This window comes from Pseudomonas sp. GM50 (assembly GCF_000282375.1).
Classification (GTDB): Bacteria; Pseudomonadota; Gammaproteobacteria; order Pseudomonadales; family Pseudomonadaceae; genus Aquipseudomonas.
In genome coordinates, this window is sequence record NZ_AKJK01000048.1 from 39,746 (window position 1) to 55,818 (window position 16,073).

The window sequence follows — 16,073 nt, forward strand, 5'->3', positions numbered from 1 at the left end:
CAGCAAAGCCATCGTTTGTTTATGTGGAGTGACAGGCCTGACACAGCGGATGACGCTGTTAAACGGGACCAGACAACAGAGAATCCATCTGCACACTGGCAAGCACGGAATCGGCTGCCGAGGTGAAACTTTCAGCATTCTGAGTCGAGAGTCCATTGGATAACAGCCGAGTCGGCCGCTTGAGTGGAGGGAGAATAACCGCACTCACTTCCCATTCTGGAAAGGTTCCCATGCAAACGACTAATACGGTGTTGATTCAGCCTTCGCGGTTCCCCGACCTGCAAAAGCCGCAGGAGGAGGCGGTCGATCGTGGAGATTTCGATCGTGTCATGGTCCCCAACTACGCACCTGCACCGTTTATCCCGGTCCGCGGAGAAGGATCGCGGCTCTGGGACCAGAGTGGTCGTGAGCTGATCGATTTCGCCGGCGGGATCGCCGTTAATGTGCTCGGCCATGCTCACCCCAAACTGGTCAGTGTGTTGACGGAGCAAGCGAACAAGCTCTGGCACATCTCCAACGTATTCACCAACGAGCCCACACTGCGTCTGGCGCGCAAGCTGGTGGATGCAACCTTCGCCGACCGCGCGTTCTTCTGCAACTCGGGTGCCGAGGCGAATGAGGCGGCGTTCAAGCTCGCGCGACGGGTGGCCCACGACCGTTACGGCGAGGAAAAATTTGAAATCATCGCCGCGGTGAACAGCTTCCATGGCCGAACACTGTTTACCGTGTGTGTGGGCGGCCAACCCAAATACTCCGACGGCTTCGGCCCGAGAGTCGAAGGGATCAGCCATGTACCGTTCAATGATCTGGCGGCATTGCAGAACGCAATCTCGGATAGAACCTGCGCGGTCGTCCTTGAGCCGATACAGGGCGAGGGCGGTGTGCTCCCGGCTGAACGTGCTTACCTGGAAGGTGCCCGCACGCTCTGCGATCAATTCAATGCGCTGCTGATCTTTGACGAAGTACAGACAGGCATGGGGCGCAGTGGAGAACTGTTCGCTTACCAGCATTACGGCGTTGAACCGGACATCCTGACCAGTGCCAAGAGCCTGGGGGGCGGGTTTCCGATTGGCGCGATGCTGACTCGCGAAGCGCTGGCTCAACATTTGGTGCCGGGCACCCATGGGACGACCTATGGTGGCAACCCTCTGGGTTGCGCGGTGGCCGAAGCGGTGTTTGACCTGGTGAACGATAGGGCCCTGCTCGATGGCGTCAAACAACGCGCAGAGCAGTTCAAGTCTCGCCTCGCGCAAATGGCCGGGCAATATGGCGTGTACAACGAGATCCGTGGGTTGGGGCTGCTCATCGGTTGCGTGCTCAGTGACGACTGGCGCGGGCGAGCAAAGGAAATACTGAGTGCGGCCGCCGGGCAGGGGCTGATCTTGTTGCAAGCCGGTCCCGATGTTCTGCGCTTTGCCCCCAGCTTGATTGTGACCGAGGCGGACATCGTCGAAGGGTTGTCCCGGTTCGAGCGCACGCTTGAGCTGCTGACCCGGGCTGCAAATCAGCCATGAATATTCACCTTAAGTTCAGCCACAAAATCCTGCTGGCCGTCTCGCTGATTGTCGTCGCCGCGTTCGCGTTATTCACCGTCTACAACGACTATCTGCAGCGCAGCGCGATTCGTAAGGACCTGGAGAGTTATCTTCATGAAATGGGCGATGTCACCGCGAGCAACATTGCCAACTGGCTGAATGGCAGAGTGTTGTTGATGGAGACCCTTTCACAGACGGTGGCGATCAATCCAACTCCGGAGAACATCGCGCTATTGCTGAAGCAGCAAGTCCTGGCGTCGACGTTCATCGCCACCTATGTAGGGGATAAAGAGGGTAAGTTCATGACTTACCCTGATGCCAGGATGCCGGAGGGTTACGACCCGCGTGCGCGCCCCTGGTACAAGGATGCCGTCAAGAGCAATGGCCCGACCATCACCGAGCCGTACCTTGACGCCACGACCGGTAACCTGGTGATCACCGTCGTCGACGCCGTCAGCAAGGCCGGGCAGACCCTGGGTGTCGCTGGCGGTGATCTGGGCCTGCAGGCCATTGCCGAGAGTATCAATGCGCTGGACTTCAACGGGATGGGGTATGCCTTTCTGGTCAGCAGCGAGGGCAAGATTCTGGTTCACCCGGACAAGGCGCTGGTGATGAAGACGCTCGCCGATGTCTATCCGCAAGATACCCCGCGCATCAGCAGCGACATCAGTGAAGTGCGGGTTGATGGCAACACCCGCATCGTTACCTTTGCACCAATCAAAGGTTTGCCCTCGCTGAATTGGTCTATCGGTTTGTCCGTGGACAAGGACAAGGCGTTTTTGATGCTCAGTGAGTTCCGTGCTTCAGCACTGGTCGCCACCTTCATCGCTGTGCTGATTATCATCGCGCTACTCGGCATGCTGATTCGCCTCCTGATGCAGCCGCTGCGGGTGATGACCGGGGCCATGCAGGATATCGCCGAGGGTGAAGGCGATCTGACCAAACGCCTGACCATCCAGACCCAGGATGAATTCGGCATCCTCGGTATGGCGTTCAACCGCTTCGTCGAACGGGTTCATGGTTCGATCCGCGAGGTCTCCTCGGCCACCGAGCAGGTCAACGAAGTCGCCCTGCGGGTGGTCAGTGCTTCCAATTCGTCAATGCTCAACAGCGATGAACAATCCAGCCGGACGAGAAGCGTGGCCGCCGCCATCAATCAGCTTGGTGCAGCCGCGCAGGAAATTGCCCGCAACGCAGCGCAAGCGTCGCATCAGGCCAGCGATGCCCGGGGGCTGGCTGAAGACGGTCAGCAGGTGGTCGATAGAACTATCCAGGCGATGAACACGTTGTCCGAGATGCTCAGCACCTCCAGCGTCAACATCGAAACCCTCAATAGCAAAACAGTGAATATCGGGCAGATTCTCGAGGTGATCAGCAGCATCTCCCAGCAGACCAATCTGCTGGCACTCAACGCCGCCATCGAAGCTGCCCGCGCCGGCGAGGCCGGGCGCGGTTTTGCCGTGGTCGCCGATGAAGTCCGTAACCTGGCCCATCGCACTCAGGAATCGGCGCAACAGGTGCAGACCATGATTGAGGAGCTGCAAGTCGGCGCCCGCGAGTCGGTCAGTACCATGAGTCAGAGCCAGCGCCACAGCCTGGAAAGCGTGGAGGTCGCCAACCTGGCCGGCGAGCGCTTGAACAGCGTGACACTGCGCATCGGTGAGATCGATGGCATGAACCAATCGGTCGCCACCGCCACGGAACAACAGACCGCCGTGGTCGAGTCGATCAATACCGACATCAGGGAGATCAACACCCTTAACCGGGACGGCGTGGAAAACCTCCATTCGACCTTGCGGGCCTGCTCCGATCTGGAGCAGCAGGCGGCTCGTTTGAAGCAATTGGTGGGCAGTTTTCGGATCTGAGCGGATGCTGATGCCAGTCAGTCAAGCTCAACCCATTGTGGGAGCGAGCCTGCTCGCGATAGCGGAGTATCAGATGCAGAAATGTTAAGTGGGCCGACGCCATCGCGGGCAAGCCCGCTCCCACAGGTATCTGCTTTGACCAACGGATGTGTGCCCGACATCAATCCCTTGTGGGAGCGAGCCTGCTCGCGATAGCGGTCTGGCAGTCACCGGAATGTTGAAGGTGCCGGCCTCATCGCGAGCAGGCTCGCTCCCACAGGTATCTGCTTTGACGAACGGGTGTGTGCCCGACACTAATCCCTTGTGGGAGCGAGCCTGCTCGCGATAGCGGTCTGGCAGTCACCGGGATGTTGAAGGTGCCGGCCTCATCGCGAGCAGGCTCGCTCCCACAGGTTGCGCCTAAGCTTATTCAGAGCTGCACCCGTCGCAGTCTGCCGCTCAACGGGACGACGTTGTTGTCTGGCGTGGGCAGCGGCCGGCCGGTTAATCCCATGCCTTCGCTCACCAGTACCGCATCCTGCAACAGGCACAGGTTGGAAGGGGTATCCAGGCCGCGAGCGAGCACGACGACGTGGGCTGTTTGCAGGTTGCAACTCAGCAGTCGACCGGTGAAACGGGTAAAGCCGCCATGGAGCGGTTCGCCGTTCCAATCCGGCGGCAAGGGTTGCTGCAGGCGGTCGCAGAGTTCCAGGACCAACACGTTGCCCTTCGGACACAGCGCCAGTCCGGTGGGCAATTGCAGGCCGCGAATCAGGACTTCGATCTGCCCGCTGGCCGGCCAGGCCCGAATCACCTGGCCTGCCTTATCGGCAAAGTCGATGCCTTTGCGCGTCGGGTCGCCTTGCAGTTCTCCGGAGAACAGGCTGATCAGCACGGCATCTGTCGCCGGTTCGTACACCAGGGTCACGGGAACGGCTTCCTGGCCCTGGTCCAGTTCGGGTAGCTGAACCAGCACGCGTTCGTCCTGGCCGCTGGTGAACTCCACCAACTGATTGGTATCGGGTTTGACCGCCAGCCAACTGCGGCGAGTCGGGTGGTAACACAGCGCATTCAGATTGCCACGGCTGTGAAACACTGGCTCGGGCGGGGTGTATTGCAGGTCCAGCAGTTTGGAGCCCTCGACGTAATCGGTCTGGCTGACCAGGCAGCGCCCGTCACCGCAGGCGATGTCCGACAGCCCCATGATTTCATCGCGCAGCATGCGGGCCTGCATGTTCATGGCGCGAAAACCTTGCGCCAGTGTTTCGCGGGGCAGGTAGGCGCCGGGTCTGTGCGGATCCGGTCGCAGTCGACTGATACGGCCGCTGAAGGGCTGGTCCGGCAGGCCCGAACCGGCTTCGGTCAGCAGCAGGCTGCCATCGCTTTGCAGACAGACGCCGCGAGGGTTGAGCAGGCCCTCGGCGATGATCGTGCTTGGGCGCAACGTCTCAGTCGGTTGCGCCGGGATATGAACGGGAACGGGCATAGGGTTTCTCTCCATGGACAAGGGGCACGACTACTGCGGCGGTTGCCACGGTTCACCGGTGAGAAAGGCTCGAAGCAGCGCCCGCTGGCAAGGCGACATCGAGCGCACCACGGGCATGAACAGCGTGGTGCCTTTGTAGGCGTCCGAGGTTCGGGCGAGGATGGGGTTCTTGGCGGCCATGATCGCGTCGCGCTGATTGAGCGGGATGTAGCGCGACATGGCGGGGAAGGCCAGGTAGTGAAAACGCAGGACGTTCGGATACATCAGCTCCCAGGTAATGGTGGTGCCCGCGGGGATGCCGAAGTCGGTCTGTGCGTATTTGCGAAAGCTGGTGAAGTAGCCACTGCTTGGAAGGCCATTGGCCGTGCAGGTCAGGGCGACAAAACCGGCCTGGGCGGCACTGCCCGGTTTGACGGTGACGGGGAAGCTGACGGCGAGCTGGCCGGCGTCCACGGTCAGCGAAGCAGGGAAGTCGAGGAAGTCCCAGTATTGCGGTTCATCGTATACAGCAGGCGCAGCGGCCTGCAGGTCGATTTCGGTGGTGCTTTGGACCGGACCGCCCAGATACCTGACCTGCAGGGTGAGCGACAAGCCATTGGGGTAATCCTCCAGATAAACGTTGCGCTGGTCGGCATAGACCCGATAGGTCGATTCGGTGGCTTGCAACGTGCTCCCGGCGACTTTGCCGGGCGCGTTGATCGCCAGGGCGGCGGTCCGCACCGCCTGTATCTGGTTGGCGGTCAGGGGCAGGTCGACGATGCCGCCATACACGTAGTAGTCGAATAAAAAGCGGTTGGTCGGCTCCAGGGTGGCCAGTGTGGTGGTGCCTGCGGTGATAGTGACGGGGCCGTAGTTCGCGTTGGGCCCGATAGGGCTGGTGATGTCGTCCCTGACAGCCCTGAAGGTTTCCTTCGGAATGACGTTCACCATATCGATGCTCAGGTAACCGTTGTTGCCCAGGTCGGCATAGCCGGCATTCCCCGTGCTCTGGTTGACCAGTTGCCGGCCCGGCTGGCAGTTCAGCGGCTCATCGGCGAAGGCCGGGGCCAGCGTTCCGATGACCCGGCCGATGCTCGGATTGGGGGTGTATCGACCGGCGCCATAATCGGCGTCCAGTTGTTCGGTGGTCATCGTGGGGCACATTTCGAACATGACGAAACGCAGCACGATGCCTGTCGCCCCGGGTGCCTGGATGATCGATCGCAGGCCAGCGCTGTTCTGATTCCAACTGACGATGCTGCTCAGGGGAAAGGTCAGTTGAAACGTGCCGCTGGCGTGGAAGGAGCCCGGCGCGTCCATTTTCGCGGGCAACAGCACACGCCCGGCGACGTCGAAACTGCTGCACACGGTATTACTGCGAATCAGCAATTGGATGTCGCTGTTACCGCCAATTTGCAGACCGCCGACGAAAATCTGGGTGGTCGTTGAGGAGGTGGGGTCCAGGTCCACCATCATCGGGCCGGACACAGGCCCTTGTCCGGTCACCGGGTCCACCGAGCCGAGCAGATAGACCGGCTGGCCCACCATGTCGCCGGTGGTGCTGATGCCGCCCGGATTACCCTGGGAACTGATCAGGGCGTTCTGTATGTCGACCACATGCTGCCCGTAGTGATTCCAGCCGCCAGCGGTGTAGTAGTCGCCGTCAGGCGCGTTGATCATATTGTTCAGTTGATCGTCGGTGTAAGACTGGGCACCCGGTGCCAGGGTCGAGGTGGTCAGGTCGAAGAGCGGCCATTCATCATTGCCGTCGTAGGGAATGGTAGGGGAGTTGTTCGGCAGGCTGACGTCCGTGCGGATACCGCCCCAGAAATTCAGTCGTGGTCCGTTCAGGATGCTCATGATTTATTCCTCGTCCTTGATGGTTTTACCGACAGGCGCATTGGCGAATTTGAACAGGTAGGAGTAATCGGACTTGTAGGGGCTCTTGACCGGTGTCGCCATGGAGTGGCAATTCATGCAGCTGCTGTTGGGCTGGATGTAGCTCTCCATGGTCACGTTGGCCGAGAGCGCCGGTGTCGGCTGGCCCAGCGGATTACTGGGGTTATCCGGCATCAGCGGGCGCTGGGTGGTGATGAGCTGGTAGTACTTCAACACGCTTCTTTGCAGGTCCGGGTCGGTGCGGTATTGGGTGTTGACTCCATTGGTGACCTCGGCAATCGGGGTAAACCGGTTCAACGGGTTCGGCGTCTGGAACGTGGTGCCGGGTTTGGGCACGCAGACCAGATGCGCGCCCTGAGTCTGCCAGTCGCAGGGCGACTGGTTGAGGGTGGCGGCGGGGGCGGTGGAGTTGAAATAGGAATAGGCCGTGCCGGACGTCGGCTGGTCGACCCACACGCCGTTCACCAGCACCTTGGGCGGAACGTTGTCGATCTGCTCGAAAGTCGACCAGATCCACTGCGGGTAACCGTTCGCCTTGGTGATGATGTGCAGGCCCACCAACCCCAGGTAAGCCTCGGTGACACCGGTGCGCTGGCCCTGGTCGTCGAACGTGGCCACGCGCGCGAGCATGGTCAGGTAACGGCTGGCATTGTCACGGGTGGTGAGGATGCGCCAGCTCGATTTAACCTCGATGACCCCATAGGGGAAGTTGATGTTGTTGGCTTTGGAAACCACATCAGCGTTATAGAAACTGTTGGCGACGATGTAGTTGTAGGAGGTCTCGTTGGCCGAGATGTCGTAGTAGGTCGGGTTACCGGCCTGGTCGATCAGCCAGCCGCCGACGGCCTGGTCGACGGCATTCACCTGAGAGCTGTTCTTCAGCGCGGCAATGTTGATGATGCCCAGGCTTTTGGCGGCTTGCCGGGTATTCCACGGGCCAGGGTTGGCCCCTTGCGGCAGAAAGATTTCCTCCACGGTCTTGTAGGTCTGCCAGACGGTGTAGCCGGGATCCCCAGGCTGTTTGCTGCAGTCGGGATCACCTCGTTGCCCGTTCTGTGCAGGCCAGTTCAAGGCGATGAACATCTGCCAGCTGTACTGATCGAACAGGTCCTGGCTGGCCGTGGCGGCCGGTGCGCTGCTGGGAGGCTGGCAGCTGAGGCTGGTGGCCAGCGTCGACGGCATGGGCTGTTCCCGAGCCAGGCCCGGCAGGCTGGCCAGGCCCAGTAACATCACGGTGAAACGGAGTGTGGTTTTCATGGCGATCCTTCGTCATTGGTCAGGGTTTGCGCTGCATGAGCTTGTTCCACTGCGCCTTTTGGCCGTTGCTCTGGGAGGCCGGTGGCTCGAACAACTGGCAGGGCGGCGGATTCGCCGGGCACATCGCGGCCACCTGCGCCCAGGTCTGGGCCGGGTCCGGTTTGGCGATGCGGAAGTTGGTGTAGTTCTGGCTGACGATGGGCGCATTGGCGACGCTGGTGTCACCGGAGAAAAAGAACGACTGGGGATGCCGGTAGGGCGGTTGTCCCGACAGTTTTTTGTAGAAGGCGTAGCCGAACAGGATCGGACCTTGCGGCGATTCGAGGTCCAGTGCATAGGCCTGCACGCTGCCATCGAGGTTTTTGCTGCGCTCGGCGCTGTAGGGCAGGTGCTGGATGAAGTCTTGGCGCGGCGGATGATTCATCGGCGAAAACATGCAACAGGCCGGCATGTCCTTGGGGCGATCTTGCGGATAAGTCAGGAAGTACGCCTTGTTGCCCAGGGACACGAAGGAGCAGGTGTAGTTGTTGTTCTTGATCGGGAAGATCGGCAGACAGTACTTCTCGTAGTGCTCCATCATGGCGCCGAAGCCGTCGCCATCCGGTGGAATATAGGCGGTGTCGTAATAGCTGGTGCCGCGGGAGACGGTGTAGTCCGCCGGGGTGAGGGTGGTGGGTGGATTGCTGTAGGGCGGCGGGTTTTTTTCGTAGTTGTGCATCACCCGGTACATGGTCCAGTCGCTGATCCAGAACGCCGGAAAAAACGGATCGGAAGGGTCGCCCGGTGCGCGTTTGGCGATGCAGTTGCCGTTCTGTTCGTTGCACCCCTCGGTGTTATGCACCCCCATGGTGAAGTAGACGGCGCCGCTGTCCGCCTGGGCGAAAAGGAACGGGTTGAGCAGCAGGGTCAGCAGCAACAGTCGGTTAAAAATGCTGGCTTTCATATGACACTCCTGTGAAGTACCGGGTGACAGGCTCGTCACCCGGTGGTCCTGCTTGAAGCGTTGTGGTTTTAGCTTTGTTCGTAGTCGCTCATGCTGAGCGGGACGGGTGGGTAATTGCGTTTCACCAGCGACTGTGCCCAGAGCTCCAGTACTGCGCGTCGGCTTTGCGACATGTCACGGGTGATGGGCATGGCGAGCGTGCTTTCCTCCTGGTACTCCTTGCTGATCAGCACAATCAGTTGGTCAATGGCGCCTTCGATCCGCTCCAGGGAATTGAGCGGCATGTATTTGCTCATGATCGGGTACAGGTAATAGAAGGGTTGCAGGATGCGTGGGTAGATGAAGGTCTCCCAGATCAGGACCCGGGCTTCGGTTTTCGTGTAGATCTGGTTCCACTCGTTGACGAAGTCCTCCTGCAGTTTCGGTTCCAGCGGCAGCACACGCAAAGGCGCCATGAAGTCGGTATAGGCATCCGTGTAGTTGAAGCTGAAAGGGATCTCGGGAGGCTGTTCACCTTCCTGCACGAAGAAACGCAGGGTCGGGAAACCAGGAGCCTGACCTTTGACGGTCAATCGTGCGATGCCCTTGGCGTCGGTCTGTATGTGCGTCACGCAATAGTTCACGGTACTGCTTTGAGGATCTTGCAGTTTGCCTTCCATGGCGATGGAATTACTGAAGCCCAGGCTGGGGGCCAGGGCGACCGAGGCGGGTGTCGACAGGTATTGTTGATAGGTGACGGGGATCGACACATCGGCTGGCGCGTCGACGTGTAACGCCATGAGCCGGCGGCCACTGCCCGTGCTTGCCAGGCTGTGTTCGCTGGGGCTATCGATAAATTGCGGCAGATTGGATTTGTTGTTTTTTCGGTTAAGGGGATAGTCGTGGAACAACGTGAAGTCGGCCTTGTTGCTGAACGCCAGGTAGTAGTTGCTGGTACTCAGCATGAAGGCGTTGTCGTACTCCGCTACCCAGAGCACGGTGCCGGCCGGAGCCGGAAGACCATCGTATTGCACCATGATCTGCAGGGTTCTACTGTCGCCCACATCGATGAAGCTGGCGCTCTCCACCACTTCGGCCGTCCACATCTGCTGGGCGGAGGCTTGCACCGGTGTTGTGCCTTGCAGTTGCAGTTCCAGCGATCCGGTTTGCAGCTTTTTCTGCGCGTCGGCGCTCAGTGGCAAGTCGAGGATCCCTGAACGTTTGTCGAACGCTGCCTGTCGATAGTCCTCAAAGCCAAAGCTGGCCAACGGGCTGAATTGCCCGTCCTGGCGTATGCCCAGTTGGTAGTTGCCGGCATTGTATTTTTCCGCCACCGGGATGTCGGCAGTCTTGTCGAGCGGATAGAACGGGAAGGTGTTGGAAAGGTCCAGCGACAGGGTATTGGCATGCGCCTGGACCGAGATCACACCCAGCGTCATGTTGGTGGGGGGGGAGCCGGGTTTGCAAAGCGGAACGGAACCGCTCGGAACGGGCACCAGGCGCCGACCTGCCGGTGCGGTCGGGAACTCATCCGCAAACCACAGACCCAGGGTGCCGGCGGTGCGACTGTAGGCCGGGTTGAAGAAAATATCGGCAACGTTATCCAGGCCTTTTTGATACATCGCCTGCACGTTGGCCTGTACCTGCGGGTCTGTGGAGTGGGTGTTGATGGGGGGGTAGTTATTGAATATGCCGTTTCTGTCGTAGCAGGTCAGGTAGGTGGAGAACCTGAACATCAGCCCCTGGGCTTGTTGTTGCTCCATCTGGTCCTGAAGATCTTTCAACAGTTGCGAGTTGCCGATCACCCACTGCAGGTTCTCTTTGGGGAAGCAGGTCTGCCAGGTCGTGGTGACATAGAACAGGCCACCCAACGCCCCCCAGTTGAAGTTCAGGAAACGATCGAGCATCCGGTGTTGACGTTTGAGCGTCAGGCCGCATTGATCGTCACCCAGCACCAGCTTATCGAAGTACAGCGCGGTGAACGTATTCTGCCAGGGGCTGACATCGACGAACCGGGCAGGGGTGGGGTTAGTGCTGCCAAGGGGGTTGCCGAACAGCTGGTAACCCTTGTCGATCAGCGCATCCTGGTCGACGTATCCACCGCCGGGAAGTTCGCCGCCGATGATCACCGACCGGGTCTGGTCATAGTTGACGGTGCCGCAGGCGTTGTCGCCGAACAGGTCCCATTCGGCGGGAATCATCGGGTAGTTACCCGGATCGGCGTTGCCCGGGACTTGCTGGGCATAGGCCGGTACATCGCTTAGCGGCAAGGGCGCGATGGTCCAGGGCATCAAGCGGCTGGCGGCGTTCTCGGGATTGATGCCGTACTCAGCGAGAAACCGCCAGTTCATCTGCATCTTGACCGCGTCATAGAGCGGCAGCACATCGTTGTTGTTGGCCGTCGGCGGGTTCCAGAACATATGGCCGTTGAGGTAGATACGGGGGAAATTCAATACGCTCATGTCATGCTCCTTAGCGTTGCCACTGGGCGCGTTTGAGCGACCAGACAAAGTCCAGTTTGTTGTAACCGGCAAAGGCCGAGTCCGGCAGAGGGGCGGTGGGGTAGACGATGCCGCCCTGTTCTTTCATGGCGAAGTTGAAATAGCCCTTTTTCGCCGAATAGGCAGCGGTGTCGTGGCAGGCAAAACATGACGACTGGCTCTGAAAGGCGGACTCCAGCTGAGAATTGGCCAGCAACGTCGGGTTGGTTTTGGACTGGACGGCGATCAGCTCGTACTTCGACAACCCGGGGTATTGGGCCTGGAATTGGCTATTGACGGGCTTGGCAGCGGCTATCGGCCCGGTGCTGTTGGTCATCGGGGTGGGCGGGATGGCGTTGGAGACGGTGTACTTGCTGTTGTTGATGTTTTCGAAAGTGGTCCAGACCCAACCGGGATTGAGTTTGTTGATAATGTGCAAGCCGCTCAGCGCTGCATAACCGACCTGGTATTTGCCGTCTTGCAGGTAATAGGCCTGGGCGATGTAGTAACCGTCGTTTTCCAGTGTCTGTTTGTAGGTCGCGTCGGAGCCGATCCACAGCCAGGCGGATTTCAACTCCCAGGCGATGGAGGGGAACTCCAGATTGCTGGTCAAGGCGGCCTGGCCGTTCATGTTGTAGACCTGGCGTTGCACCACATAATCGAAAGTGCCTTCGCCCATCAGCAACTGAAAACGCACGGGTTTGCCTGTTTCTGACGCTGGCACCGCACCGCCCATTTCCAGAATCATGCCATCGACCTGTTGCGTGGCATTGAGGTTATGGAAGGTTCGGGAGAGGTCCATTCCCTGCGCCTTGGCTTGTGTAAGCACGGCGTCCGGTGGCGGCACGGACGTGCCATAAGGGGCGGGCTTGGCGCCATTGGCCAGGTAGACCTGGTCGGAGGGCTTCATGGATTCCCACTCACGGTTGGGGCTCCCCGTGGCGGCAGGCTGGTTCAGACAGACGAACCAGTTCCAGGCCAGGGTCTCGGGGCTTTGGACAAACTCGGCCCGGGTCTTGTCGACGTTTCCTCCAAACTGCAGGAAGTTGCTGCAGTCGAAGTTGTTGGTGTTCTCGGCCTGGGCCAAACCGGCCAAGGCACTCAGAACTGTTATAGAAATGGCTCGCCGCATGGAAGCTCCTTGGCATTGGCCGGGTCGGTGTGTGGGTGCCCCAGGAAGTGTTCCAGGAGCAGTTGCTTCACCGCCGTGGCCGCAAGGTGCTGGGGCAACGGCAGATCGCAATTGGTGATGAGCAGCGGCCCGGTCTTCTCGCTGGCGGGCAGCCGACCATGGCTGCCGCGGACCAGTCCGGTGTCCAGCGGAATCAGGTCCATGTAGTAGCGAAAGCCGAGTTTTTTCTGCAACAGACGGCGCGCCACTTTCAGTTTGGGGAAGCGAATGGCGGGGTCGATGAACAGCTCCAGCGGGTCGTAGCCGGGCTTGCGATGGATGTCCACGGTGCGGGCAAAGTCGGGTGCCTTGCGATCGTCGAACCAGTAGTAATAATCGAACCAGTAACCCGGCGCCGCCACAGTCACCAGCTCACCACTGCGGGGGTGATCCAGCTGGCAGGCCCGTTGTTCGGCTTTATCCAGCACCTGCTCGATGCCGGGCTGGCGCTGCAACAACGCTTTGACCCGAGGGATGTCTTGCGCCTGCTTCACGTAGATGTGTGCGATCTGATGATCGGCCACGGCAAAGGCCGCGCTGGCGCCGGGGTCGAGCAATTCCCACGTCAGCGATTGACGCACTTGCAACAAGCCTTCCGAGCGCAACAAGCGGTTGATGGACACCGATTGCTGGACGGCTTCGATCCCGTATTCGGATAACAGCATCACCGCCGCGCCTTGCTCCTGGGCAAAAGTCAGCAGGCGACCCACTTCACTGTCGATGGCCCGCACCTCGTCGGCAATCGACGGATGATCGGGGCCCAGACGCTGCAGGCTGTAGTCGAGATGGGGCAGGTAGACCAACTGCAGGTCGGGTCGGTCGAGCTGGAATTCGGCGATGGCGCAGTCGACAATCCAGCGGCTCGATGCGATGCCGGCCGCCGGGCCCCAGAAGCTTGGAAAGGGAAACTCGCCAATCTGCTGCTCGATACGCTCGTGCAACGCTGCCGGTGCCGAATACAGGCCAAACATTTTGCGGCCATCGGCCGGGTAGTGAGGGCGTGGGGTAATGGCGGCATCCACGTCCGCATACATGTTGTACCACCAGAACAACTGGCTGCAGCGAAACCCGGGAATCTCACGCTTGAGCTGCTGCCAGACCTTTTCACCCTGGATCAGTGCGTTGGGTTGCAACCAGAAGCGTACTTCGGCCTGATCGCGAAAATACCAGCCATTGCCGACGATGCCGTGCTCCGACGGCGACAGACCGGTGAGGATCGAGGCCTGCACCGTAGAGGTGACGGCCGGAAACACCGGTTGCAGGCTGGCCATTTTTGCCGTTTTCAACAGGGCATTGATGTGGGGCGTCGCCGCTCCCAGCAGCGCCGGTGTCAGCCCCACCACGTTGATCAGCAGCAGCGGTTGACGCGGGTGATCAGAGGGCATCGGCGTACGCCTCCCGCACTTGGGATTGCAGCAATTGGCGCTGCCGCAATTGGTTTTCGACCCAGTGCAGTTCGGCGGCGATCCCCTGGAGTTGGGCGTGCTCGGTAGTGGGCCGAAGCGTGGCGGGCAGGACGCCCCAGCTATAGGTTTCCACTTCCAGCACGGGACGAAAATCCGCATGGTCTGCGAGAAAATCGAAGGTCTGCGACAGGGCGATCTGACTGCCGCTGAGCTCGGGCAGCAGCAAGTGTTCGCTGAACAGCGGAATGTGGAAATGAATCCTCAACTCGGGGTATTGCCCCGGGCGCTTAGCGCAATCGTCGAGCGCGGCGGGAAGGTCCGCCCAGCTCAATAATCGCTCTTGCGTGTCACGGGCTTTCACTTGATGCAGATAGGTGGTTTCGGCAAAGTCGCCCAACGTCTTGAGCACGTGTTCGCGTCGGTTATCGTCTTGGGGCAGGCGGCAAATCAGCGCGTTGGACAGCTGAATCTTGCCCACGGGCACCCGGGCCTCGCGCAGCCTGTGCAGCGACTGATAACAGTCTTCAAACATCACGGCCTGGTGGCAGACATCAAAGCACAGCGCCAAATATTCATGGTGCGGGTCCGTGGCTTGGCAGTGGCGGAAGAAGGCGATGGCCTGTTCGGTATTTTCCAATACGCAATCCGGCTCCATCTCCAGGCAGAACACGATCTTCTTGCCCGTCTCCCGATGCAGCCTCGCCAGTGAGGCAGTGAGCTGGCGCAACTGATGCTCGGCACGCTGCTGTAACTGCGGACTCCAGCTGGCGGCATAGCCCAGCGGCACAGTGGAAATCACTCCCTGGTCACAGTCAGCCGGCAAGGCATCCGTGAGGACCCTGGCCAGATTCAGGCTGTACGCCAGCCGTTCCGGATCGGCCCAACTGGGCAAATAGACCTCGGCTTTCACCGCGCCCTGATGAAACTGGCCGTAGGGAAAGCCGTTAAGCGAGGTCAGGCGCAGGCCGCTGTGTTGCAGCAGGCTCAGGAAGTCCTTGCGCGCCGATGCCTCCTGTAATTCGGACGCGGCGAGGGCGCTGATCCACAGTCCGCTGTCCTGCTCGTTCAGCCCGCGCAGGGTTCGCACGCCCTGAAAATGCTGTTCGATGGATGACCGTAGCCCAGCCAGATCACGGGTCGGGTGCACGTTGCTGCAATAACTGACCTGCGCGGCAGCCCAACCCGTGACGGCACTCATTTGATCACCGGTTCCTGCCCGCGTAGCGCGGAATTGTCCTGCCACTGCCGACGCTGATCGATGGGCAGCGGGGTGCTGACCACGGCTTTGTCCAGTTGGCCGCTTTGGGCAAAAAAGTCCACCGGGTTGTGGAACAGCACCTGTTCGACCTGGGCCTCGCTGAAGCCGCCATCCAGCATAGCCTGGCCGGTTTTTGGCACTTTGAGCGGATCGCTGATGCCCCAGTCGGCGGCGCTGTTGACCACCATTTTCTCAGTGCCGTATTCCTTCAACAGGGCGACCATGCGCTGCTCCGACATCTTGGTGTTGGGGTAGATCGAATGGCCGCGCCAGCAGTCGCTGTCCAGCACCAGCGGCAGGGTCAGTTCATTGAGGTGGTCGATGATCACCAGATGCTCGGCAATCCCCACTTCACGGATCACCGCCAGGGTGCGTTTGGTGCCACCGATCTTGTCGCGGTGCGGGGTGTGCACCAGCACCGGCAAATTGAATTGCTTGGCCAGCTCCAATTGCGCGGCGAGAAAGCGGTCTTCCTCGGGAGTGATGTCGTCGTAGCCGATTTCGCCGACCGCCACCACACCGTCTTTCACCAGGTAGCGCGGCAGAATTTCCAACACCTCGTTGGCCACTGACAGGTCATTGGCCTCCTTGGGATTGAGGCCGATGGTGCAGAAGTGATGGATGCCGAACATGCTGGCGCGAAAGCGCTCCCAGCCCAACAGGGTGTCGAAGTAGTCGATGAAACTGCCGACACTGGTCCTGGCCTGGCCCTGCCAGAAGGCCGGTTCGATCACCCCGGTGATGCCGGCGGCGGCCATGTTCTGGTAGTCATCGGTGGTGCGGCTGACCATATGAATATGCGGGTCGAAGTACTTGAGCATGGTGAATCCTCGTCA

General features: G+C 60.2%; 11 protein-coding genes and 1 pseudogene. 3 read left to right on the forward strand and 9 right to left on the reverse strand.

Annotation, left to right across the window (positions count from 1 at the left end; translation table 11 throughout):
• The first annotated feature begins 230 nt into the window (after positions 1-230).
• From PMI30_RS18280 to PMI30_RS32095, 3 genes and pseudogenes are all read left to right on the forward strand, one after another.
• Positions 231-1,514 (forward strand): aspartate aminotransferase family protein, encoded by a 1,284-nt coding sequence (locus tag PMI30_RS18280; protein ID WP_008008799.1) that lies wholly within the window; start codon positions 231-233, stop codon positions 1,512-1,514.
• Positions 1,511-2,542: pseudogene (locus PMI30_RS32090) on the forward strand (HAMP domain-containing protein); the annotation flags it as partial. The gene PMI30_RS18280 and the pseudogene PMI30_RS32090, both read left to right, overlap by 4 nt.
• Positions 2,543-2,635: 93 nt before the next feature.
• The gene (locus PMI30_RS32095) at positions 2,636-3,400 is read left to right on the forward strand and encodes a methyl-accepting chemotaxis protein (RefSeq protein ID WP_443216294.1); all 765 of its coding nucleotides are present in this window, start codon (positions 2,636-2,638) and stop codon (positions 3,398-3,400) included.
• Positions 3,401-3,809: 409 nt separating this feature from the next.
• On the opposite strand, the gene PMI30_RS18270 is transcribed toward PMI30_RS32095, so the two are convergent.
• From PMI30_RS18270 to PMI30_RS18230, 9 genes are all read right to left on the reverse strand, one after another.
• Positions 3,810-4,865, reverse strand: coding sequence for a hypothetical protein (locus PMI30_RS18270; protein ID WP_008008803.1), 1,056 nt, complete (start codon positions 4,863-4,865; stop codon positions 3,810-3,812).
• A gap of 30 nt (positions 4,866-4,895) precedes the next feature.
• Positions 4,896-6,704, reverse strand: a complete 1,809-nt coding sequence (locus PMI30_RS18265; RefSeq protein WP_008008804.1) for a hypothetical protein — start codon at positions 6,702-6,704, stop codon at positions 4,896-4,898.
• 3 nt (positions 6,705-6,707) lie between these two features.
• A complete protein-coding gene (locus tag PMI30_RS18260; protein ID WP_008008807.1) occupies positions 6,708-8,000 on the reverse strand; it encodes a hypothetical protein in 1,293 nt (430 codons plus the stop codon).
• Between the two features lie 19 nt (positions 8,001-8,019).
• Positions 8,020-8,943, reverse strand: a complete 924-nt coding sequence (locus PMI30_RS18255) for a hypothetical protein (protein ID WP_008008809.1) — start codon at positions 8,941-8,943, stop codon at positions 8,020-8,022.
• Positions 8,944-9,011: 68 nt separating this feature from the next.
• Positions 9,012-11,384, reverse strand: a complete 2,373-nt coding sequence (locus PMI30_RS18250) for a hypothetical protein (protein WP_008008810.1) — start codon at positions 11,382-11,384, stop codon at positions 9,012-9,014.
• Between the two features lie 10 nt (positions 11,385-11,394).
• Positions 11,395-12,534, reverse strand: coding sequence for a hypothetical protein (locus tag PMI30_RS18245; protein WP_008008812.1), 1,140 nt, complete (start codon positions 12,532-12,534; stop codon positions 11,395-11,397).
• The gene (locus tag PMI30_RS18240) at positions 12,513-13,958 is read right to left on the reverse strand and encodes an alkaline phosphatase family protein (RefSeq protein ID WP_008008814.1); all 1,446 of its coding nucleotides are present in this window, start codon (positions 13,956-13,958) and stop codon (positions 12,513-12,515) included. Before PMI30_RS18240 ends, PMI30_RS18245 begins: the two co-directional genes overlap by 22 nt.
• Positions 13,948-15,177 carry a metabolite traffic protein EboE gene (eboE, locus tag PMI30_RS18235; RefSeq protein WP_008008816.1) on the reverse strand — a complete coding sequence of 410 codons (1,230 nt, stop codon included), beginning with the start codon at positions 15,175-15,177 and terminating at the stop codon, positions 13,948-13,950. The genes PMI30_RS18240 and eboE overlap by 11 nt, the downstream gene beginning before the upstream one ends.
• Positions 15,174-16,058, reverse strand: coding sequence for a TatD family hydrolase (locus tag PMI30_RS18230; RefSeq protein WP_008008818.1), 885 nt, complete (start codon positions 16,056-16,058; stop codon positions 15,174-15,176). The genes eboE and PMI30_RS18230 overlap by 4 nt, the downstream gene beginning before the upstream one ends.
• Between the last annotated feature and the right edge of the window lie 15 nt (positions 16,059-16,073).